Below are 21,722 nucleotides of genomic sequence, written 5' to 3' on the forward strand. Positions count from 1 at the left end.
CATCAGTGTGAACGATCTCCCGCGCCGTGCCGTCACGCGCTCGGCCAAATTGGCCACCCTTCCGCTCGGTTTCGCCGGCCGCGCCGCCCTCGGCCTGGGCAAGCGCATCGGCGGCAAATCAGCGGAAATCGTGGCCCAGGAGGTGCAGCAGCGTACTGCGGAGCAGATCTTCAAGGTGCTCGGCGAGCTCAAGGGCGGGGCCATGAAACTGGGCCAGGCCCTATCGATTTTCGAGGCCGCGCTGCCGCAGGAGATCGCCGGGCCCTATCGCGCCACGCTGACCAAGCTCCAGGAGGCCGCGCCGCCGCTCCCAGTGGCGACCGTGCACAAGGTGCTGGCCGAGCAGTTGGGTGACGATTGGCGTCAGCACTTCCAGTCGTTCGACGACCAGCCGACCGCCGCCGCCTCGATCGGGCAGGTCCATAAGGCCGTCTGGCACGACGGCCGGGTGGTCGCCGTCAAAATCCAGTATCCGGGGGCGGGCAAGGCGCTGCTCGGCGACTTCGCGCAGCTCGCGCGCCTGGGCAAACTGTTCGGCGCGCTACTGCCGGGGCTCGATATGAAGTCCGTGCTCAACGAGCTGCGCGAGCGGATCGCCGAAGAGCTCGACTACCTGCGCGAGGCCGAGGCGCAGCACGCGTTCGCGCTGGAGTTCAACGGCGACCCCGACTTCTACGTGCCCGACGTCGTCGCCGCCAACGAGATGGTGCTGGTCACCGAGTGGATGGACGGCACGCCGCTGTCGCGCATCATCGCCGAGGGCACCCAGGAGGAGCGCAATCGGGCGGGGCTGCTGTTCGTCCGCTTCCTGTTCTGCTCGCCCGCGCGCGTCGGGATGCTGCACGCCGACCCCCACCCGGGCAACTTCCGCATGCTCGACGACGGCCGGCTCGGCGCGCTCGACTTCGGCGCGGTCAACCGGCTGCCCGACGGCTACCCCAAGGCGTTCGGCCAGCTCACCCGGATCTTCATCCAGGGTGACATGGAGACCGTGATGGCCGGGCTGCGCCAGGAGGGCTTCATCCGCGAGGGCGTCGAAGTCGATCCCGACGCGCTGCGCGCCTTCCTCGCACCGTACGTGGAGCCGACGGCGGTCGAGGAGTTCACGTTCAGCCGCGAGTGGCTGCAGGCGCAGGCGGCCAGCGTGACCGACCTGCGGCCTAACAACGTGGTACGCCAGCTCAACCTGCCGCCCTCGTACGTGCTCATCCACCGCGTCCACGCGGCCGGCGTCGGCGTCCTCTGCCAGCTGGGCACCACGGCCCGCTTCCGCGACGAGGTGATCCGCTGGGTCCCGGGCTTCGCCGACGACGCCGACCCCAACCCAGATGATGAGGCTTTGGCCATCGGCTAGCTTCGAAGCCACACGCAACCGCCCACCCGCTCGGAAGCAGCCGCCGGTTAGTGCCGCTCACCTGGACGAACGCGCCCTCCACCGGTACCGCCCATGGGAATGGGCCGCCGACCGGTACCGACTCCGCGGAAAACAGGCCGCCGACCGGTACCGACTCCGCGGAAAACAGGCCGTCGAACAGTACCGGCTCTGCGGAAAACAGGCCGTCGAACAGTACCGGCTCTGCGGAAAACAGGCCGTCGGACAGTACCGGCTCTGCGGAAAACAGGCCGTCGGTCGATGCCGATCCCGCGCAACGCGCCATCGGCTGATGCCCACTTTGCGGGAACGCGCCGCCGATCGGCGTCAGCCTGCCCAAAAGCACCCTCAACCGGTACCACCCCCGGAAGCGGACCGCCGGCCGGTACCGACTCCGCGGAAAGCGGGCCGTCGGACAGTACCGGCTCTGCGGAAAACAGGCCGTCGGTCGATGCCGATCCCGCGCAACGCGTCATCAACTGATGCCCACCTTGCAGGAACGCGCCGCCAGCCGATGCCCACCCTGCGGGAACGCGCCCTTGATCGGCGTCAGCCTGCCCGTAAGCACCCTCAACCGGTACCGCCCCTGGAAACGGACCGTCGGCCGATGCCCACCCCGCGCAAACGCGCCATCGACCCATACCGACCCACCCCGAAACGCACCGCCGATCGGCGCCAACCTGTCCGAAAGCGCCCTCGACCGGCTGCCTTCCCAGCCGCCACTGCCTCTGTGGCCAGCCGCCTGTCAGATCTCCTTGGCACCCGGCAGCGCGCCGGCTCACCCCGACCGGCCCACCCCACCTCTCCACCCGGATGCCGGCCCGTTTGGCGAGCTCCCGCCAGCCCCAAACGGTGGGCCGTAACAGAAGCCGGACGATGGGCCGCCAACTCGACACGTGCGCGTGAGCTTTGAGCAGCCGGCATTTGGCAACTCATTACTGTGAGCACGTATATGATTGCTGTGCGTTACCATCACTGGAGGGTTCTGTGAAGGGAATCGTGCGCCTGCTCGCTGCCGCCGTCCTGACCGGCACGGGGTTGCTCGTGGTCGCGCCCGCCACGAATGCGGCCGTTGATCCCGCTGCCGTGCTTGAATGCGTGAGATCCAACCTCGGTGAGATCACCGCCGTCGTGGACCCCTCATACCAGGGCTTTCCCGTCCAGCTCCCCTTGGTGCGTTGCGCTGCCCCTTGAACCCGAGCCATCGGACAGAGAGCAACGGTGGAGACTTGGCAGGTGTCGGGATGCTGCAGCCAGGTGCGGCGCAAGCGATGGATAGCGAGCGCCAGGCCGCTGCGGTTGGAAGCGACGTGTGGTTGCGGGCCAGGCCTGAAACGCTGATGTGGGCTACGAATAGCACCGAAGCAAGACGGGCAACGGGGTTCTGACGCTGGAGCGCCGGAGTCGGTGTGTGGATCAGTGCCCGGAAAACGAACCTGGGGTCGGCGTGGCGGCCAGCATTCGACCACAGGGCCCAGGGTCGGGGCGAGGATCAGCGCCGGCGGGCGAGATCGGGGCCGAGGCCAAGACCAGCCCCAGCAAGGGAGAACGGAGCCAAGGCCAAGACCAGTCCCGGCAAGCGAGAACGGAGCCAAGGCCAAGACCAGCCCCAGCAAGCGAGAGCAGGGTCGGTTACGACTCGGTGTCGGCGAACGAGACGAGGACCGGAGGCGAGTTCACGCTGGCACGCAGGGTCGAGCTCGCTCACGGAACGACATCGGCGCAAAAGGCCGGAGCTGGGTGCCGGTCAGCGTCCGCAAGTAAGACCCGGGGGCGAGTGCGGGTTCGGGTTGAAGGCCGACCCACCCCTAATCCCCGACGCACCGTTCAAGTGGGATCGGGCTGCCGCTCTTGGTCACGCGGGTACAGGCAGTGGGATTGAAGGGCGGGCCGGCGTTCAAGGGGAGATCGGGTGCTCAGTGAGCGAGAGGAGCCGGGCGCTTGCCCGCGCCCGGCTCCTCTCCTCTTCACGGATCCGACAGGGAGATCCTGCGCCGGCGGCAGGATCTCCCAGGTCAGAACTCGCGGCTCAGCACCCTGTGGAGGCGCTCGTTCGCGCGCTTCACGTCGCGCCGCGCGCGCCGCAGGCGCTGAACGCGGAGGACGAGGCGCTGCTCCGCCGCCTCCTTGTGGAGGGTTTGTATTCGGTCACTCACCAGGTCATGGATGAGATGCGGCACTGCGAGACTCCTCGTCGACTGGTTTCTCATGGTGACGTACTCCTTGCTTTCAGCAGGTGCGGTGTGTCAGGCAGCGACCGGGTGCTTGCGGGGACGCCCGCGCGGACGCTTACGGGGAACGATCGTTCCCCTGAGGATGAGCTCCCCGCCCCAGACGCCCCAGGGCTCCTCGCGCTCGAGCGCGCGCTCCAGGCAGGCCTTCTGGATCGGGCAGCCGCCGCAGAGTGCCTTGGCGAACTCGACGTCCTCAGGCGACTCGGCGAACCACAGGTCGGGGTCGGTACGACAGGGGATCTTGGCTTCGTCGATCATGTCCATGATCGTCTTCGCCCCCATCTGCTTCTCCTTTTGTTCGATCTGTTTGATCTTGGTCGGACACCTCGTAGGTGGTCGGAGATCACGGACAAACAAGAAGGCCGCGGATCCAAGTCTGTGGATCCGCGGCCTGGGGGCTGCTGTAAGCCGGTCAGGTTATGACCGGAGCATCCCGCCAGGGTTGCGGACCGCACAGTCCACCCTTGGTGAGCTGGTAGGCCGGCAGTTCGATACGTCCCGCGTAGACAGGAGCGCCTTCAGCGGCCACACCAGAGTGAGCTCGCGCAAAGAAGGCGGCGGCGGCCTGACGACGGGCAGACTTCTCCTGCCGCAGCTTGGCGGCATCGGCCAGCGACACCACCGAGTTACGGCACGCAGAGGCGAACCACGGCGTGGCAGACATCTCGATGCTGATCACTGGGGTTCACCTCCACTCATGGGATCGTCGGAACAAGGCTGTCCGACTCGCTTGACCAAGACCCTAAACCCGGTTGCCAGGAACGGGCAACATATTTTCTACCTGCGATTTCATCACTTTGTTCGGCGGATCATGGCCTCCTGCACGACCGAGACCACGAGTTCGCCGGACGCGGTGAACATCTCGCCTCTCGCCAGCCCCCGGGCCCCCGCTGACCACGGGGACTCCTGAGCATAGAGCAGCCAGTCGTCGGCCCTGAACGGGCGGTGGAACCACATGGCGTGGTCGAGCGAGGCGCCCATGATGTCGGATGCGCCCCAGGCCATGCCGTGCGCGAGCAGGATCGTGTCGACGAGGGTGAAGTCGGAGGCGTACGCGGCCAGCACCACGTGCAGGAGCGGGTCGTCGGGCAGGTCGGCGTCGTAGCGGAACCACACGTTGGTCTGGGCGCTGCGCAGCTCGGGGTTGAGGTGCGCCTCCCAGGTGAGCGGCGAGGCGTAGCGGGCGTCGACGGGCCGGGGGCGTGCGGCCCACTCGCGCAGCTCGGGGTGATCGCCGACGAGCTCGAACATGCGGTCCTGGTACGTCGGCAGCGTCTCGGGGTCGGGCACCTCGGGCATCACGGACGCCTGGTGGGAGACGCCCTCCTCGTCGATGTGGAACGACGCCGACATCGTGAAGATCGCCTTGCCGTGCTGGACGGCCACGACCCGGCGCGTGGTGAACGAACGGCCGTCGCGTACCCGCTCGACGTTGTAGACGATCGGGATGGAGGGGTCGCCCGGCCGGATGAAGTAGGCGTGCAGGGAGTGGACGTTGCGGTCTTTGGGAACGGTACGGCCGGCCGCCACCAGAGCCTGGGCCGCCACCTGACCCCCGAAGACCCGCTGGATGCGCTCTTCCGGGCTCCTGCCGCGGAAGATGTCGAGCTCGATCTGCTCAAGGTCGAGCAGGTCCAGTAGCTCTTTCAGCGCTTCGTTCACGTGTCGTCCCCCCTGGGTTTTCCGGTCCTGCGACAAGTGTGACGTGCCGGTCAGACCGGAGCGAAAGCGGGCCGGTCGGTTCGCCGGAATGATGCCGTAGTTCCGTTTCGCCCCTGTTACGCCCCTCCGGGTCCGCCCTTGCGTCCGTCCGTCCGGGGTTGCGGGTGCGGGCGTCCGGCGGCTCTTTGTTGCGGGCGTCCTGCGGGTTTCCGTTGCGCGCGTTCGGCGGGTCGCCGTTGCGGCCGTCTCAGGGGTTTCGTTGCTCCCGTCCGGCGGGGGTTGCGGGTGTGCCCCCTGTTACGTCTGTCTGTCGCGATCCTCGCCTATCCGTAACTGACTCTTCGTGAAGGGAGGAGCGTCTGCGGGATACGCCCTCGGCTAGTCGGGCGGAAGGGGGTGAAGAGCTCACGGTGGGTGAGAGCGGGTGGCGTGTGGCGATGGGGGTGGCGTGTGGCGGTGGGGGGACGAATGGCGCGTCTGCTCGCGGTCGGCAGGCTGCGGCCAGCGAGGTGCGGCCAGCGGTCAGCGATCGGCGGCCTGCCGCCGATGGGCCCGGCCGACGGACCGTGGTGGGCGGCCTGCGCCCGGAGGTCCCCGGGCTGTGGTCCCCGCTCTGTGGTCTCCGAGCTGTGGTCTCCGAGCTGTGGACTCCAGCCGGCGGCCTGCGGCCGATGAGCTGCGGCCGGTGGACCACAACCAATGGACTGCGGCCGGTGGCCCACAACCGATGGCCCCGGTCGATGAGCTGTGGCCCGGTGGAGGAGGGCCGGGTGGGCCGTGGTCAGGAAGCCGCGGTCAAGAGGCGCGGCACAAAGCCAGGACGGCTTCGCCGTACCGGTCGATTTTGACCTTGCCGACGCCCGCGATCGCCCGCAGCTCCTGCTCGGTCGCCGGCGCGCGCTCCGCGATGGCCTGGAGCGTGACGTCGGTGAAGATGACGTACGGCGGCACCTTCGACTCCTTGGCGGTGGCCGTGCGCCAGGACTTGAGGCGTTCGAGCAGGGCCTCGTCGTAGTCGGCGGGGCAGGTGGCGCAGCGGCCGAGCTTCTGCTCGGCGGCGGCAGTGAGCGTCTTGGCGCAGACCCGGCAGTTGACGGGCGCGGCCACCTGGCGGCGTTCGCGAGCGGAGGGCGCGACGCGGGGCGCGGAGGGGGCGCGGCCGGTGAGGCCGTCGAGGAAGCGGGACGGCCGGCGGCTCTTGCGGCCGCCCGGGGCCCTGGCCAGCGCCCACGAGATCGTCAGGTGCTCCCTGGCGCGGGTGAGGCCGACGTAGAGCAGGCGGCGCTCTTCCTCGATCTGCTCGGGCGTCTCGGCGTAGATGATCGGCAGCATGCCGTCGGTGACGCCGACGAGGAAGACGGCGTCCCACTCCAGGCCCTTGGCGGCGTGGAGCGAGGCGAGGGTGACGCCCTCGACGGGCGGGGCGTGCTGCTCGGAGGCGCGGCGTTCGAGCTCGGCGACGAACGCGGGCAGGTCGGCACCCTCGGCCGCCATGTCCTCGGCGAGGTCGGCGAGCGCCTTGAGCGACTCCCACTTCTCCCTGGCCTTGCCGCCGCCGGGCGGCGTGGGGGTCAGGCCGATGCCGCCCAGGATGTGGTGGACCTCGGAGGCCAGCGGCTCGCCGGAGTAGGAGCGGGCGGCGCCGCGCAGCAGCACCACGGCCTGGCGGACCTCGGGACGCTCGAAGAAGCGCTCCGCGCCGCGCAGCACGTAAGGGATGTCGGCTTTGGCCAGCGCCTCCTCGTACGCCTCCGACTGCGAGTTGACCCGGAACAGCACCGCGATCTCGCGCGACGGCACGCCCTTGTCGATGAGCCTCCTGATCGCGCGGGCCACGTCGGCGGCCTCGGCGGGCTCGTCGTCGTACTCCTTGAAGGCCGGCTTGGGGCCGTCGGGGCGCTGAGCGACCAGCTCGAGGCGGTGGGGCGAGTTGCCCTTGGCGATGACGAGGTTGGCCAGGTCGACGACCTGCGGCGTGGAGCGGTAGTCGCGGACGAGCTTGATGACGGTCGCGTTGGGGTAGTCGACGGCGAAGTTCGTCAGGTAGCGGGGGCTGGCGCCGGTGAAGGAGTAGATGGTCTGGTTGGGGTCGCCGACCACGCACAGGTCGTCACGCCCGCCGAGCCAGGTGTCGAGCAGCAGCTTCTGCAGCGGGTTGACGTCTTGGTACTCGTCGACCACGAAGTAGCGGTACTGCTGGCGGATCTGCGCCGCCACCTCCTTGTGCTCGGTCATGACGGCGGCGGTGAGCTCGAGGATGGTCTCGAAGTCGACCAGGTGGCGCTCGCGCCTGATCTGCTCGTACGCGTCGTAGACGTCGGCGAGCTCGGCCGGCTTGATCGGCGGCGTGCGGTGGTGCTTCGCCGCGGCCTCGGCGTAGTCCTCGGGCCCGATCTGGGTGACCTTGGCCCACTCGACCTCGGAGGCGATGTCGCGCAGCTCGGCGCGTTCGGTGTTCCTGCGCAGCCGGCGGCACGCCTCGGCGAGCACGGGCAGCTTCGACTCGATGACCGACGGCGCCTCGCCGCCGATGACGCGCGGCCAGAAGTAGGTGAGCTGGCGCAGCGCCGCGGCGTGGAACGTGCGGGCCTGCACGCCGGGCGCGCCCAGCGCGCGCAGGCGCTGGCGCAGCTCTCCGGCCGCGCGAGTGGTGAATGTCACAGCCAGCACGCTCTGGGCGTCGACGACGCCGCTGCGGACCGCGTACGCGATGCGGTGGGTGATCGCCCTGGTCTTGCCCGTCCCCGCGCCGGCCAGCACGCACACGGGACCGCGCACGGCCTCGGCGACCGCACGCTGCTCGGGGTCGAGCCCGATCAGTACGTCGTCCGCGTTGTTCACCCCTGAATCCTCCCAGCCGCTGGCGGTGCCAGACTTTATTCTGGCAACATGCGCCCCGACGTATGCTCCTAGTCACCGAGATGCAAGAACTGGTCTCTTCCCCCAGAATGGGGCCGACCATGTGCATGGGGGAAAGGAAGGCCGTGCGAACTGCGGTTTGTGTGAGCGCCCTCGCGCTCGCTGCCGTTGTGCTCACACCCGTCGCCGCGAGCGCGTCGTCGGGAGATCCCTCCCCGCTGCCCACGGTGCACAACCCCCTCGATCCGCAGGGGCTCGGCGGGTTATCGGTCGAGACCGTACGCTACGGCTCGCACCGCCGCCAGAACATGGACGTCTGGTGGACGCCTGACGGTCAGCAGCGCCCTGGCGTCTTCCTCATCCACGGCGGCTGGTGGTCGAGCGGCGACAAGAAGTACATGAAGGAGATCGTCCGCGGCTACGCCGAGCTGGGCTACACGGTCTTCAACCTCAACTACCGCCTGTCGGGCGACGCGCCCTGGCCCGCGCAGCGCACCGACGCGCTGGCGGCCATCAGGATGGCGCGCAAGCACGCCGACAGGTGGGCCTTCGACCCGAAGAACTACGTGCTGGTCGGGTTCTCCGCCGGCGGGCACATCGCGGCCTCGGTGGGCACGTACGGCGACGGCATCAGCGGCCTGAAGGGCGTGGTGGGGCTGTCGCCGATCATCTCGCCGCTGCGCGCGTACTCCGACGGGGCGAAGTCCACCGATCCGAACAAGCGCCGGCTGCGTACGGCGGCCATCAAGCTGGCCGGCGGCTGCGCGCCCAAGGGCAAATGCTCGCGGGTCTGGGCCAGCATGGAGGTGGCCTGGCACGCCAGCCGCAAGGACGCGCCGATGCTGACCGTGCACTCCAAGGACGAGTTCGTGCCGCCGGTGCAGAGCCAGCTGCTCAAGCGGATGCTCGGCCAGGTGGGCGTGCCGGTGAAGGTGCTGACGGCGCCGGGCACCAACCACAGCTCGCCGCTCTACCGCGAGCCGGGCGTGGCCGAGCGGGTGCAGGCTTGGATCGCGGAACGCATCGGGTAGGAATGCGGGATTAAGCGGACGCTCCGGGTTGTTGCACGGATCGCCTGATTTCCTGACCTTGGAGGGATTTCCCAACATGGCGCTCACGGTCTACAGCACCACGTGGTGCGGCCCCTGCAAGCGGCTCAAGGCGCAGCTCACGCGCGAGGGCATCGCGTTCGAGGACATCGACATCGAAAGCGACCCGAAGGCCGCCGAATTCGTCATGAGCGTCAACAACGGCAACCAGGTGGTGCCGACCGTGGTCATCGAGACCCCGAAGGGGCGCGTCGTGCGGACGAACCCGTCGGCCATGGAGGTCAAGGCCCTGCTCGAAGCGGCCTGACACACGCACCACCGGTCTGATCACCCTCACCACCGCCCGGCGCGCGCCGGTCATCGCACCCCCGCGGGCCTGACGCGCACCTACCGGCTCACCGGCGGTCCAGCGGGCGCTCCGAGCCACCTCTCCATGGCATGGACGCGCGCCCCGGATCGCCTCACCAGTCACCGATCAGCTCACCGCCGTACCACGTCTCGATCAGGCGGCGAGCGATCGACACCGGCGGCGGCAGCCGTAGCTCACCCGCGTCCAGAGCGCGGGTCAGCTCTTCCCGCGTGAACCAGTGCGCCTCGGCGATCTCGTCGGCGTCGGGCCGCAGCTCGGTGGTGGTGGCCTCGGCGAAGAAGCCGAGCATCAGGCTGCGCGGGAACGGCCAGGGCTGGCTGCCGAGGTAGCGCGGGTTGGCGACGGTGATGCCGACCTCTTCCGCCACCTCGCGGATGACCGCCGCCTCAAGCGACTCGCCGGGCTCCACGAACCCGGCGAGGATCGACAGCCGCCCCTCGGGCCACTGGGGGCCGCGGGCCAGCAGGCAGCGGTCGTCGGCGTCGCGTACGAGCATGATGACGGCCGGGTCGACGCGCGGGAAGTGCTGGCTGCCGTCGCTCGGGCACACCCGGACGTGACCGCCCGCCTGCACGTCGGTGCGCGTGCCGCAGCGCGGGCAGAACTCGTGGGTGGAGTGCCAGGCCTCGAGGGCCACGGCGTGGACGAGCAGGCCCGCCTCGCGGTCGCCGAGCAGCCCGCCGACCTGGCGCAGCCCGGCGGGCACCGGCCTGCCGTCAGGGGCGTCGCGCAGCGTCATGGGCGTGGTGAGGCGGCCGTTGACGTCGCCCCCCGGCAGGCCGGGCAGCGGCGCGGCCACCGCGAAGTAGGCGACCCCGTCCTCGACCCCCAGGAAGTAGCGCGGGCCAGGCGCGTCGGCCGATGAGTACAGCACCGCGTGGATCTCGTCGTCCGTGCGCCGTACCAGCGTGTGGCCGTTGTCGATCACCAGCACCCTGGTCGCCGGATCGGACCACGCCTGTTCCAGCCACCCCTCGTCGGCCCGCAGCGCGGAGGATCTGTCGATGGTCCCCCGCGCGAGAAGCAGTGGTCCGATGAGCTTGTCTTCCGCGGTCTGCACTGGCCGCCCCCTCCCGAAGTCCCTGTCATCCTATGACCTCGCAGTTAGCCGGTGATTACAGAACCGGCACCTCACGATGATCTCGGGCGGGCCGACATCAACAAGTGGGGTTGCCTTACCAGAGCTGGAAGTGCCTTCGCGCTGCGGCTCTACCTGACCGTGCTCTGACCGACCGGCTCCGTGACGGACGGTTTCCCGCCTGCGGCGCGGGCGCTCGGCTGCGAGGTGACGATCCTCACCGGCCGAGCCGGCCCGCGACCTGCTCGCCCGCCGGGCGAAGGCGCTGGGCCGGCCGCTCGCGCCGTCGGACCTGCCGGCGGGCGCGCCGCTGCCGGCCAAGGCGAACCTGGGCGCTGGGCCAGGGCCGCCGATCATGTGCCGATCGCGAGCCCCCTCGCATGATCGGCCCGCCGCGTCCAGGAGCCCGCTGCGCGGCTTTCCGAGGTCCCCGCCTACGTCTAAGCGCTGGACGAACGCGCGGCGGCCGTACGGCGGGCTCTGGGGGCCACGGAGCTGTACTACGCGGTCAAGGCCGACCCCGATCCCGAGCTGCTGCGGATGCCCCGCCGCCCACGAGGTGTCGGTCGGCTCTGCACCCCGAAAGAACGTCTTCACCCGCATGCGGGTGAAGGACACACCTCATGCACCCGAAGCCGGCGTTTCATCATCTTCGAGCCTGACCTTCTCGATCAGGGCGACCAGGCCGTCGGCGTCGAGCAGGTCGATCGGGCGTACGGTGCGGTTGTCGCGTACGTAGTGGAAGGCCGCGCCCACCTCTTCCAGCGGCACCTCCGCGAGGTGCGACCAGGCCAGCCGGTACGCCGCGAGCTGCACAGCCGCCGCCCGCTGCGCCTTCTTGCCCCGGGGCGGCGCGCCGGTCTTCCAGTCGACGACCTCGTAGCCGCCGCCGGGCCGCTCGAAGACGGCGTCCATCCGGCCGCGCACCAGCCGGTCGGCGATCATCATCTCGAACGGGATCTCCAGGTCGATCGGCCGCCGGTCGGCCCACTCGCTCTGCTCGAAGCGCTCCTGCAGCTCCGCGAGGCGCACGTCGGCCTCCTCCGGCTCCTCGTCGAAGAGCTCGAAGTCGTCGATGAGCCGCTGCTGGTCCCACCGGGTCTCCAGCCATTTGTGGAACGAGGTGCCGCGCCTGGCCAGCGGCGCGGGCTTGAGCGGCACCGGGCGGCGAATCCTGCGGGCCAGCTCGCGCGGGTCGGCGGCCAGCGTCACCAGCGACGACACGGTGAGCTTCTGCGGCAGCTCGACCGTGGTGGCCGGGCGGCGGCGGTGCAGCTCGCGCTCGCGCAGCAGCAGGTCGGTGTCGCGCTCCCAGGCGCGCAGCCGCTCCTCCTCGTACGTCTTGAGCGCCTCGCCGCCCTCCTCGTCGGCGAGCGTGCCCGCCAGCGCGTCCTCCACCAGGCGGGCGCCGTCGAGCACCGACTCATAGCGCAGCCCTTCGGGCGTCACCGGCCAGGTGGCCTCGGCGGGCTCGGCGAGCAGCGGGTTGGTCGCGCCCTCTGCGGGCTCTTCGGCCCAGACCGCGACGCGGTCGGCGGTGTCGCGGATCTCCAGCAGGAACTCCGAAGGCTCCAGCGGCTTGGTGGCGGTGCCCCAGCGGTAGCCGGAGGCGATGAGGTGGTAGTGGGCGCGGGTGACGGCGACGTAGGCGAGCCTGCGCTCCTCCATCAGGTCGCGCTCGCGGCACTGCTCGTCGAACGCGGCCAGCTCCTCCTTGCTGAGCCCGCGGAGCCGCGGCAGGTCGGCGGCGTCGCCGCGCAGCGGGTACGGCAGCTTGCGCGGGTTCTCCGTCCAGCGGCTGTTCATGACCGGCGTGGCGGGGAAGATGCTGCCGGTCGCGATCGTCCCCTTCGAGCTGACGAGCTGCGACAGGCCCGGCACCACCACGACCGGCCACTCCAGGCCCTTGGAGGCGTGGACGGTCATCAGCTTGACGCTGTTGCTCTCGCCGACCCGGCCCGCCTCCAGCCCGAACTCCTCGGTCTCGGCCGCCTGGAGGTAGGCGAGGAACGCCCCCAGCGTCGGGTCCTCGGCGTCACCGGCGAACCTCGACGCCGCGTCGATGAAGGCGTCGAGGTCGGCCCGCGCCGCGAACGCGCTCGCCGTGCCGCTGCGGGCCGCCACCTCGATGTCCAGCCCCAGCCTGCGCTCCACCTCGGTGATCAGGTCGGGCAGCGGCTGCGCGGTGTGGGCGCGGAGCTGGCGCAGCTCGTGCGCGAGCGCGACCAGGCGGGTGCGGGCCAGCGGCGAGAACGGCTCAAGCCACTCCTCCCGCTCGGGCAGCTCGTCCAGCGCGTCCACCAGGCTGCCCCGCTCTTCGGCGAGGTCGGCCACCACCTGGTCGAGCGGGTCGTCGGCGCGGCCGCTCTCGCTCAGCTCGCGGGCCAGCGTACGCGCGTGCTCCCCCAGCACCCGCAGGTCGGCGGGGCCGATCCGCCAGCGGGGGCCCGCCAGCAGCCGGGCCAGCGCGTCGCCGGCGGTGGGGTCGTACAGGACGCGCAGGGTCGCGACGATGTCGCTCACCTCGGGCACGGTCAGCAGGCCGCCCAGGCCCACCACCTCGACCGGGATGTCACGCTCCTCCAGCGCCCTGCGCAGCACGGGGAACTGCGAGCGCTTACGGGCCAGGATCGCGATGTCCTGCGGCTGGATGGCGAGCGTCTTCTTGCGCTCCTTCTCACCCCACGGCAGGCCGTCGGGCGCCGTCTCCTGCCCGAGCAGCCCCGCGATGCCGTCGGCGATCCACTTCGCCTCGTCCTCGGCGGTCTCGTGGAAGGCGCAGGTGACCCGGCCGCGCTCCACCCGGTTGGGGCCCGGCACCAGCACCGGCACCTCGCGGGCCTCCATGCGCAGCGGAAGCTGCACGCGGGCGGCGACGTCGAGCACCCGGTCGCCGTTGCGGAAGCTCACGCTGAGCTGCCGCACCGGCGCGGGGTCGCCGGTGGCGGTGCGGAAGTCGCTGGGGAAGCGGCGCAGGTTGCCCGACGACGCGCCGCGCCAGCCGTAGATCGACTGGCACGGGTCGCCGACGGCGGTGACCGGGTGGCCGCCGCCGTAGAGCGAGCGCAGCAGCACGAGCTGGGCGTGGCTGGTGTCCTGGTATTCGTCGAGCAGCACCACGTGGTAGCGGGACCGCTCGATCTCGCCGACCTCCTTGTGCCGGGAGGCGATCCTGGCCGCCAGCGACATCTGGTCGCCGTAGTCGATCACCTCGCGGGAGCGCTTGAGCCGTTCGTACGCCTCCACCAGCGGCAGCAGCTGCTCGCGCGCCGCCTGGACGGCGACGGGCCTGCGCTGGGCCTGCGTCGTCCTGCCCGGCAGCGCCGCCAGGCGCTCCTGCAGCCACTCCCCCACCCGCCGCACGTCGGCGGGCGTGCGCAGGTGCTCCGACAGCTCACCGGCCAGCTCCAGCAGGGCGGCGGTGACCGAGGGCGGGCCCAGCTCGATCTTGTCCATCGGCCCGTCGTGCATGGCCACCACCCGGGAGGCGAGCTGCCACGACACGGCCGGGGTGACCAGGCGCATCGTCGGCTCAAGCCCCTCGCGCAGCGCGTGGTCGGTGACCAGGCGGGCGGCGTAGGCGTGGTAGGTGGAGACGGTCGGCTCGCTGTCGAGCGCGCCCGGCTCGACGAGACCGGCCTCGGCCAGCCCGGCCAGCCGCTCCCTGACCCGGGTGGCCAGCTCGGCGGCGGCCTTGCGGGTGAACGTCAGCCCCAGCACGTTCTCCGGCTTGACGAGGCCGTTGGCGACCAGCCAGACCACCCGCCCGGCCATCGTCTCGCTCTTGCCCGAGCCCGCGCCGGCCATCACCACCATCGGCTCAAGCGGCGCCTCGATCACCGCGGCCTGCTCGGGCGTGGGTGGCAGGATGCCGAGCTTGCCGGCGAGTTCGGCCGGGGTCAGCACACCTGCCCCCCGCTGTCGTTGACCGGGCAGCTCGCCTTGGCCGCGCACGTGCGGCAGCCGTCGTTGACCTTGGCCTGGAAGAACGGGCCCGACATGCCGATCGCCACCGTGTCGACCAGGTCTTTGGCCCAGCCGGGGTCGTCGTCCTCGCCCAGCGGGCGCTGCTTCTGCTCGACCGCGTCGTGCTTGCCCGCCGCCTTGCCGAGCTGCACCAGCGCCGCGCCGCCTGGCTCGGTCATGCCGTGCCTGGCGAACGCGCCGAGCAGCGCCGCGAGCTGGTAGACGCCGAGCTGCGGATGGCGGTCGATGTCGCCGGCCTTGGGCTTGGAGCCGCCCGTCTTGAGGTCGATGATCACCGCGCGGCCCTCGGAGTCGCGCTCGACGCGGTCGACCCGGCCCTTGATCTGGACGCCCTCCGACACCATCGCCGTGAACGCCTCCTCAAGGGCCACCAGCTCGCGGGGATTCTCCTTATGCCAGCGCAGGAAGCGGCCGATCATCTGCTCGGCGACCTGGCGCTGCTTGCGGTTGTACCAGACGCCGCCAAAGTCGAGCTCGTTCCAGATCTGGTCGAGCCGCTCGCCGAGCAGGTCCTCGCTCGGCAGGTCGGTGGCGGCGAGCACCGCGAGCGCGTGGATGACGTTGCCCAGGCCCTGGGCCGTGCTGGTGCCCGCCGCGCCGACCGCCGTCTCCAGCAGCCAGCGCAGGCCGCACTTGGTGAAGCTCTCCACCGCCGACGGCGAGATGCTGACGACGCCGCCGGGCCAGCTCAGCGGGCGGTCGTCGGAGATGGGGGTGAGCGCGTACCAGTCGTTGGGATGGGCGCCCTGCACGCCTGCCGCGGCCAGCCGGGCGAGCTGCTGTGCCGCCTTGCGGCGCATCGTGCGCGGCTTGGTCGGGTCGGTGACCGCGCTGCGCAGGTCGGCCACCAGTGCCTGCATGTTGAGCCAGCGCGAACGGTCGTCGACCGTGGCCGGCTCGACCCCGCCGGGCATCAGCTCGGTCAGGAACCGCGAAGGACGCTCGTCGGTGTCCTCGCCGCCCACCGCCGTCACCACCAGGCGGCGCCTGGCCCTGGTGACCGCGACGTAGAACAGCCTGCGCTCCTCCGCGAGCAGCTTCGAGGTCAGCGAGGCGGCGTTGGGCTCGGCGCCTCCCGCCACCTCCACCAGGTCTTCCACGCCCAGCATGGAGCCGCGCAGCCGCAGGTCGGGCCAGACGCCCTCCTGGACGCCCGCCACCACCACGACGTCCCATTCGAGGCCCTTGGCGCGGTGGGCGGTCAGCACGCGTACGGCGTCGCCGTCGGGCGCGCGGTCGGCCAGCGTGTCGCCGGGGATCTCCTGGGCCGCGAGGTCGTCGATGAACACCTCGGGGCCCGCCATCGGCATGCGGTCGACGAACCGCGCGGCGTGGTCGAACAGCGCCACCACCGCGTCGAGGTCGCGGTCGGCCTGCGCGCCCCTCGGGCCGCCCTGCAGGCTCAGCTCGCTCCAGCGCTCGGCCAGGCCGCTGCCCTGCCAGATCGTCCACAGCAGGTCTTCGGCCGTGCCGCCCTGGGCGGCTGCCTTGCGGGCCTCGCTCAGCAGCTTGCCGACGCGCTCCGCCGGCAGGGCGACGTGGGGCTCGAGGCGGGTCAGCTCGCGGACGTCTTTGATGGCGGCGACCAGCAGCTCGCCGGACGAGCGCGCCTTGGGCGGCCCCTGCGGCTCGTCCTCGTCCGCACCGGTCTCCTCTCCTGTGGCCTGCGCCGCCTGGCCCGGCAGGTCCGCGAGCGCGGCCACGGCCTCGTTCTCGGCGATCTTGAGTGCGCGGCGCAGGCGGCGGACGCCGAGCATGTCGGTGCCGCCGAGGGGGCCCGTCAGCAGCTCCTCGGCCACCGACTCGTCGAGCTGGGACGGATCGAGCGCCACCCGCAGCATCGTGAGCAGCGGCCGCACGCCCGGCTCCTGCGCGATCGGCACCTCGTCACCGGCGATCATGGTGGGCACGCCGGCGTTGGTCAGCGCCCGCCGCAGCAGCGGCACCTGACGGCGGGCCGAGCGGACCAGCACGGCCATGCGGTGCCAGGGCACGCCGTCGATGAGGTGGGCGCGGCGCAGCGCGTCGGCCACGATCGCGGCCTCCTGGCTGGTGCTGTCGGCCAGCAGGACCCGCACCTCGCCCGGGTCGGCGTCGGGCAGCGGCGCGAGGTCGCGGTGGCCGTGGCGCTGGTCGTGCTCCGGGGCCGGGGCGACGGGCAGCTTGGCGGCCACCCGCCGGGACGCCTCCAGCAGGTCGGCGCCGCTCCTGCGGCACACCCGCAGCGCCACCACCGGCGCCTCGCGGCCGTCGCGCGTCCTGAAGCGCTCGGGGAACCGCATGATGCCCTGGACGTCGGCGCCCCTGAACCCGTAGATCGACTGGTCGGGGTCGCCGACCACCACGAGGTCGCGGCCGTCGCCCGCCAGGTGGGCGAGCAGCCGCTCCTGGGCCGGGTCGGTGTCCTGGTATTCGTCAACGAAGACCGCGTCGTGGGCGGCGCGCTCGCGCTCGCGCACCTCCGGCCGGTCGAGCAGCGCGCAGGCGGCGCCGATCAGCTCGGCATAGTCGTAGGTCTCCTCCGGGGCGAGGTCGAAGCGGTCTTGGTAGCGCTCGGCGAAGCGGCCCGCCGCCACCCAGTCGGCCCGCCCGTGCAGCCGGCCGAGCGCCACGATGTGCTCGGGGTCGAGGCCCCGCTCGTACGCGCGGGACAAAAAGTCGCGCAGCTCCTCGGCGAAGCCCCGGGTCTTGAGCGCCTCGCGCAGCGAGGCGGGCCAGCCGGGCGCGCCCTGCTCCAGCTCGCCGTGGAGCAGCCGCCGGATCTCCAGGAGCTGCTCGGGGCCGGTGAGCAGGCGCGGCGGCTCCTTGCCCGCCAGCAGGGACTCGCGGCGCAGCAGCGCGTAGGCGTAGGAGTGGAAGGTCAGCGCGAGCGGTGTGCGGGTGGTGCGGCGAAGGCGGCCGGTGACGCGTCTGCGCAGCTCTTCTGCGGCCTTGCGGCTGAAGGTGAGGATGAGCACGCGCTCGGGGTCGAGGCCGCGCCGCTCGATCCTGTCGACCACGCTCTCGACGATCGTGGTGGTCTTGCCGGTGCCGGGGCCCGCGAGGACGAGCAGCGGGCCGCCCTCGTGCTCGACCACGGCACGCTGGTGCTCATCGAGCACAGGAGGCGCATCGGGCCCCCCGCTGCCTCGTCGCACCAACCGCCAGGTCTGAGCACTCACAGCACTAGATTCCACCAGACCACAGGGGTAGATCGTGCCGACTTGCCCGGTCTCCCTCAGCGATCCGCCTACGGTATCGAGGCAGATACCGGTTTTTCTCGTGACACGCCGGGCGCCGTGTTCGCCGTCGGCGTCAAACGGCGGCACTCACAAAGAAGAACGGCCCGGGGCTCGTGCCCCGGGCCGTGACGCCGTCACGTCATGAGAACAGGTGGTCCACCACGCGCGCCGTGGCCTTGCCGTCGTCGCGCGGGGCGAACGTGGCGCGGAAGGCGTCGTAGCGGTCGGCGTGTGCGGCGGCGACCTCGTCGATCGACCGCAGCGCCTCCACCACGTCGGCCGACGTCGCGAGCACCGGCCCCGGCGCCTGCTCGTCCAGGTCGAGGTAGAGGCCCCGCTTGTTGGAGTACTTCGTGCGGTCGTAGGCGTACAGGACGATCGGCTTGCCGGTGGCGGCGAAGTCGAACATGACCGAGGAGTAGTCGGTCACCAGCACGTCGGCCACCAGCAGCAGCTCCGCGATGTCGGGATACGTGGTGACGTCGCGGGCGATGTCGGGGACGGCGGGCATGGCCTGCATCGGGTGGGCGCGTACCAGGATCTCGTGGTCGGCGCCCAGCGCCTGGCGCGCCTTGGCGAGGTCGAGCTTGACCATGGCGTTCTTGCGGTCGTAGTCGCGGTACGTCGGCGCGTACAGCACGACCCGCTTGCCCTCGGCCAGCCCGAGCCGCTCGCGCACCGCCGCCGCCCGCGCCTCGCGGTCGGGCGCGTTGAGCACGTCGTTGCGCGGCAGCCCGCTCTCCAGGATCTCGCCCTTGTAGCCGAACGCCTTGCGCAGCACCTGCGTGGCCCACGGCGACTGCGACAGCAGCAGGCTCCAGCCGCGCACCTCGGCCGCCTGGCGGTACCAGATGGGCGGCCTCGGGTCGCGCTTCATGTGAGCCTGGTCGCCGCCGATGAGCTTGGCGGGGGTGCCATGCCAGGTCTGGACGACCACCTGATCCTCGCGGGCGCGGAACCAGGCGGGCAGGAACGCGTTGGTGACGATGTGGCGCGACCTGGCCAGCGCCTCATGGTGCTCGCGGCTGCCGGCGCGGATGACCTTCGCCGGGCCCGGCGGCACGAAGGCGCCGTCCTTGACGATCCACACGTGCTCGCCGTCGTCGCCCCTGCGCACCCGCTCCTCGTAGATGGCGCGCACGCTGTCGGCGTAGAGGCGGCCGTCGTTGACGACGTAGACCGTGGTGTCGCGCAGCGGCTCGCTGCGCTGTGCCGGGTAGAAGACGCGGCGCAGCACGTGAGTGCCGGCGACGCCGCGCTCCTCGGCCGGCCTGTCCTCCTCGACGGTGATCACCGGCACGTCGAAGCGGGTGGAGATCATCCGGAAGACGTGGCCGCCGATCGTCCGCGGGTCCTCGTCGAGGCCGGGCAGCGCGGCGTGGTCCATGCGCAGCGGCACGATCTCGCCCGACGGGTGGCGCAGCGACATGTTCCACGTGCCGGACGCGAGCGGCACGGGCTCGCCGAAGCGGTCCATCGCGGCGGGCTCGACGCGTACGGTGAAGTCGGCGCCGGAGCGCTCCATCGGCAGCTGGTACGACAGCCCGGACCGGTGGCGCAGCGTCAGCGTGCGGGGGCCTTCCGCGTCGGGGTAGTGGCCGCGCAGCACGAGCGCGGAGCCCTCCCAGACCGCCGAGGAGATGATCGGCCTGATGCGGTGGGCGGAGACCACGACGCGATCGCGGCGGTCGCCCAGCACGGTGATCTCGCGATCGCCCACGATGGAGCGGGTCTCGGCGGCGCCGGCCAGCATGACGGGAGCCGCCGGGTCGCCCTTGGGCTCGACCCAGAGCCGCCGGCCGTCCTTCTCCTGGAGCAGCGCGGGCACGGCCAGCCCGACCACGACCTGCGTGCCGTCGCCGGACGGCGTGAAGTCGGCGGCGATGCGGTGGCCGCCGAGCCTGGCGTGGCCCTTGGTGACCTGCCGGCCCGGCAGGAAGATCTTCAGCTCCAGGCGCTCGCCGTCGAGCTCCACGGACTTCAGCTCGGCCCTGTTGGGCTGGAGCACGACCTGCAGCGCGCGGTCGGACGTCCAGACGGGACGCAGCCACCAGCCCGGCTTGACGTTGAGCCCGGCGGGCCGCTCGGGACGGCCGATGGAGGAGCCGCGCAGCAGACCGGTGGCCCGCGCGCCACGGCTCCAGAACACGATCTCGGCCCGCCACGTGGTGGCGTCGGGCACGCCGGGACGGTGACGCATGCGCCGCCGTACGCCGTGGACGAAGCCGCGCACCGCGCCCCGCCAGCGCAGCGGCCACGGGTTCAGCTCGGCGGTGAAGCCGGACCAGTCGTAGTTGCAGCCGGGCTCGCGCGCGCCGTGGGTGGCCTCGGGGGCGAGGACGCGGCGGGTGCGCATGCGGACCGGCGGCAGCCAGCGCGGGCCGCGCAGCACCACGGTCGCCCAGTTGAACCTGCGGCTGCGCACCGACAGGCCGGCCAGGTAGGCGTAGCCGCTGACGCGCAGCTTGCCGTCGGCCCAGACGATGTCGTCGATGTGGGTGACCGGCACCAGGTCGGCGCGGCGCAACCGGTAGAGGTCGGGCGGCAGCTCGTCACGGAAGGGCAGGTCGGCATACCAGCGCAGGCCCTTGCGGATGCGCTTGGACGGTTCGGCCGCCGCCGTGACCACCTTGAGCAGCGTCTCGCCCTCGACGAGCTCCTCGTCGGGACGCGTCTCTATCAGGTGGACGATGAGACGACGCGCGACCGGCAGATCGCGTTTGACCTTGGGGTCGACGCCCGCGAGGTACGGGCGTACAAGATCGAGCATCTCGCGCCGACGCGCGGCGCCGCGCTTGACCGCGAGGTCGATACGGCCCCCGAGGGGACCGCTCAGCACCTCGGTGTCGAACGCCGCGTCGCGACCGCCGGGGCCGACCGCTCGCATGACCGCTTCGAGAGGCTCACCACGATCGCAGAGATCCTGGACAGCCTTCAGGCGGTCGGCGAGCGAGTCGCCACCCTGGCTTCGGGCTGTGACGCCGGTGGCCATAGGGGAGGCACCGCCTTTCAGGCCGCCATCACTGTTTCGCCCATGGTAATGGGAGTCACATGTCACGAAATCGCCTGTTCGACGAAAGTGCAGGTCAGGAGGGTTACTGAAAATCGGCTGAACGCCCGTCCCAGCGGGCCAGGCGCATGTCGACCCGGTCGCCGCGCAGCGGCGTGCCCTCTTCGCGCCAGTGAGCCAGGCAACGTTGCAGGTGGTCAGGCGCCGCGCCGGAGCCGTCGGCGTGCACGACGCGCCACCACGGCACACCGCCGCCCCAGATGGACATCACCTTGCCGACCTGGCGCGGCCCGCCCTCGCCGAGGTATTCGGCGATGTCGCCGTACGACATGACCTTGCCGGGCGGGATGCGCTCGACGAGATCGAGCACCCGCTCCGCGAACGGGCTTATGGGCTCCACGCCGCCGGACCCGCCTCGATGATCTCATCGAACTTGCCGAGCTCCATGACGCTGTCGCCGGTGGCGACCTCCATCACGCCGTCGCGCAGCGAGTAGACCTCGCCGTCCTCGCCCACGAGCCGGGCGCCGAGCGCGGTGGACAGACGCAGGAGCTGGGCCACCTGCCAGTCGGAGCCCGGCTCACCGACGACCTGGCCCTGCCAGCGGGCCACGGTGTGCTTGGCGTCTCCGTGGCCGGCCACGATCTCGTCGGATCCGCGCAGCTCGAAACCGGCCGGCGCGATGGCCTTCGCCAGCTCGGCGAAGGCGAGTGGCGACTCGCGTACCACTCGCAGCTCGTATCCCATGACGGGGGACCATAGCGGATCTTCTCCCGACCTGGAAACCTGTTCACGAAACCGCTGTTATGCCTGGTCGGGTCCGTCATGGCTCCCTGCGCTGACGGAGGTCATCACTCCTTGTGCTGCCCCAGGTCATCGC

At 71.2% G+C, this 21,722-nt stretch carries 14 protein-coding genes; 3 read left to right on the plus strand and 11 right to left on the minus strand.

The features are described from left to right. Positions 1 to 7: 7 nt before the first annotated feature. A complete protein-coding gene (locus ACFMQL_RS08390; RefSeq protein WP_378785141.1) occupies positions 8 to 1,354 on the plus strand; it encodes an ABC1 kinase family protein in 1,347 nt (448 codons plus the stop codon). 2,033 nt (positions 1,355 to 3,387) lie between these two features. Here the strand turns inward: ACFMQL_RS08390 and ACFMQL_RS08395 are convergent. The 5 genes from ACFMQL_RS08395 to ACFMQL_RS08415 form a co-directional block, all read right to left on the minus strand. Then, positions 3,388 to 3,552 (minus strand): hypothetical protein, encoded by a 165-nt coding sequence (locus tag ACFMQL_RS08395; RefSeq protein WP_364069099.1) that lies wholly within the window; start codon positions 3,550 to 3,552, stop codon positions 3,388 to 3,390. Positions 3,553 to 3,618: 66 nt separating this feature from the next. Next, complete coding sequence (locus ACFMQL_RS08400; protein WP_364069097.1) at positions 3,619 to 3,888, minus strand: WhiB family transcriptional regulator; 270 nt, start codon at positions 3,886 to 3,888, stop codon at positions 3,619 to 3,621. Between the two features lie 130 nt (positions 3,889 to 4,018). Next, positions 4,019 to 4,285: a hypothetical protein gene (locus tag ACFMQL_RS08405; RefSeq protein ID WP_364069095.1), complete on the minus strand. Its 267-nt coding sequence runs from the start codon at positions 4,283 to 4,285 to the stop codon at positions 4,019 to 4,021. Positions 4,286 to 4,398: 113 nt separating this feature from the next. Beyond that, on the minus strand, positions 4,399 to 5,268 hold the full coding sequence (tesB, locus tag ACFMQL_RS08410) for an acyl-CoA thioesterase II (RefSeq protein ID WP_364069093.1): 870 nt from the start codon (positions 5,266 to 5,268) through the stop codon (positions 4,399 to 4,401). 795 nt (positions 5,269 to 6,063) lie between these two features. Then, entirely contained in the window at positions 6,064 to 8,109 is a 2,046-nt protein-coding gene (locus ACFMQL_RS08415; RefSeq protein WP_378785143.1) for an ATP-dependent DNA helicase UvrD2, read from the minus strand. 188 nt (positions 8,110 to 8,297) lie between these two features. On the opposite strand from ACFMQL_RS08415, the gene ACFMQL_RS08420 reads away from it, so the two are divergent. Together ACFMQL_RS08420 and ACFMQL_RS08425 are read left to right on the plus strand one after the other, a co-directional pair. Next, entirely contained in the window at positions 8,298 to 9,158 is an 861-nt protein-coding gene (locus tag ACFMQL_RS08420; protein WP_364069089.1) for an alpha/beta hydrolase, read from the plus strand. A 76-nt stretch (positions 9,159 to 9,234) separates the two neighbouring features. Next, positions 9,235 to 9,483, plus strand: coding sequence for a mycoredoxin (locus tag ACFMQL_RS08425; protein WP_364069087.1), 249 nt, complete (start codon positions 9,235 to 9,237; stop codon positions 9,481 to 9,483). 154 nt (positions 9,484 to 9,637) lie between these two features. On the opposite strand, the gene nudC is transcribed toward ACFMQL_RS08425, so the two are convergent. The 6 genes from nudC to ACFMQL_RS08455 all read right to left on the minus strand — a co-directional run bounded on the left by nudC (position 9,638) and on the right by ACFMQL_RS08455 (position 21,589). Continuing rightward, positions 9,638 to 10,606, minus strand: coding sequence for an NAD(+) diphosphatase (gene nudC / locus ACFMQL_RS08430; RefSeq protein ID WP_378785145.1), 969 nt, complete (start codon positions 10,604 to 10,606; stop codon positions 9,638 to 9,640). 639 nt (positions 10,607 to 11,245) lie between these two features. Continuing rightward, positions 11,246 to 14,530, minus strand: coding sequence for an ATP-dependent DNA helicase (locus ACFMQL_RS08435; protein ID WP_364069083.1), 3,285 nt, complete (start codon positions 14,528 to 14,530; stop codon positions 11,246 to 11,248). Beyond that, positions 14,524 to 17,712, minus strand: a complete 3,189-nt coding sequence (locus ACFMQL_RS08440) for an ATP-dependent helicase (protein WP_378785147.1) — start codon at positions 17,710 to 17,712, stop codon at positions 14,524 to 14,526. Before ACFMQL_RS08440 ends, ACFMQL_RS08435 begins: the two co-directional genes overlap by 7 nt. 259 nt (positions 17,713 to 17,971) lie before the next feature. Then, the gene (locus tag ACFMQL_RS08445) at positions 17,972 to 20,719 is read right to left on the minus strand and encodes a CDP-glycerol glycerophosphotransferase family protein (protein WP_364069079.1); all 2,748 of its coding nucleotides are present in this window, start codon (positions 20,717 to 20,719) and stop codon (positions 17,972 to 17,974) included. A 208-nt stretch (positions 20,720 to 20,927) separates the two neighbouring features. Next, positions 20,928 to 21,242 (minus strand): MGMT family protein, encoded by a 315-nt coding sequence (locus tag ACFMQL_RS08450; protein ID WP_364069077.1) that lies wholly within the window; start codon positions 21,240 to 21,242, stop codon positions 20,928 to 20,930. Further along, positions 21,230 to 21,589, minus strand: coding sequence for a hypothetical protein (locus ACFMQL_RS08455; RefSeq protein ID WP_364069075.1), 360 nt, complete (start codon positions 21,587 to 21,589; stop codon positions 21,230 to 21,232). Before ACFMQL_RS08455 ends, ACFMQL_RS08450 begins: the two co-directional genes overlap by 13 nt. Positions 21,590 to 21,722 lie beyond the last annotated feature (133 nt).

This window comes from Nonomuraea fastidiosa (assembly GCF_042751225.1).
Classification (GTDB): Bacteria; Actinomycetota; Actinomycetes; order Streptosporangiales; family Streptosporangiaceae; genus Nonomuraea; species Nonomuraea fastidiosa.

Bases quoted from the DNA above. Each gene is read 5' to 3' on its own strand.
- ACFMQL_RS08400 (WP_364069097.1), bottom strand. From the start codon at position 3,888: ATGGGGGCGAAGACGATCATGGACATGATCGACGAAGCCAAGATCCCC.
- ACFMQL_RS08425 (WP_364069087.1), top strand. From the start codon at position 9,235: ATGGCGCTCACGGTCTACAGCACCACGTGGTGCGGCCCCTGCAAGCGG.
- ACFMQL_RS08445 (WP_364069079.1), bottom strand. From the start codon at position 20,719: ATGCGAGCGGTCGGCCCCGGCGGTCGCGACGCGGCGTTCGACACCGAG.
- ACFMQL_RS08455 (WP_364069075.1), bottom strand. From the start codon at position 21,589: ATGGGATACGAGCTGCGAGTGGTACGCGAGTCGCCACTCGCCTTCGCC.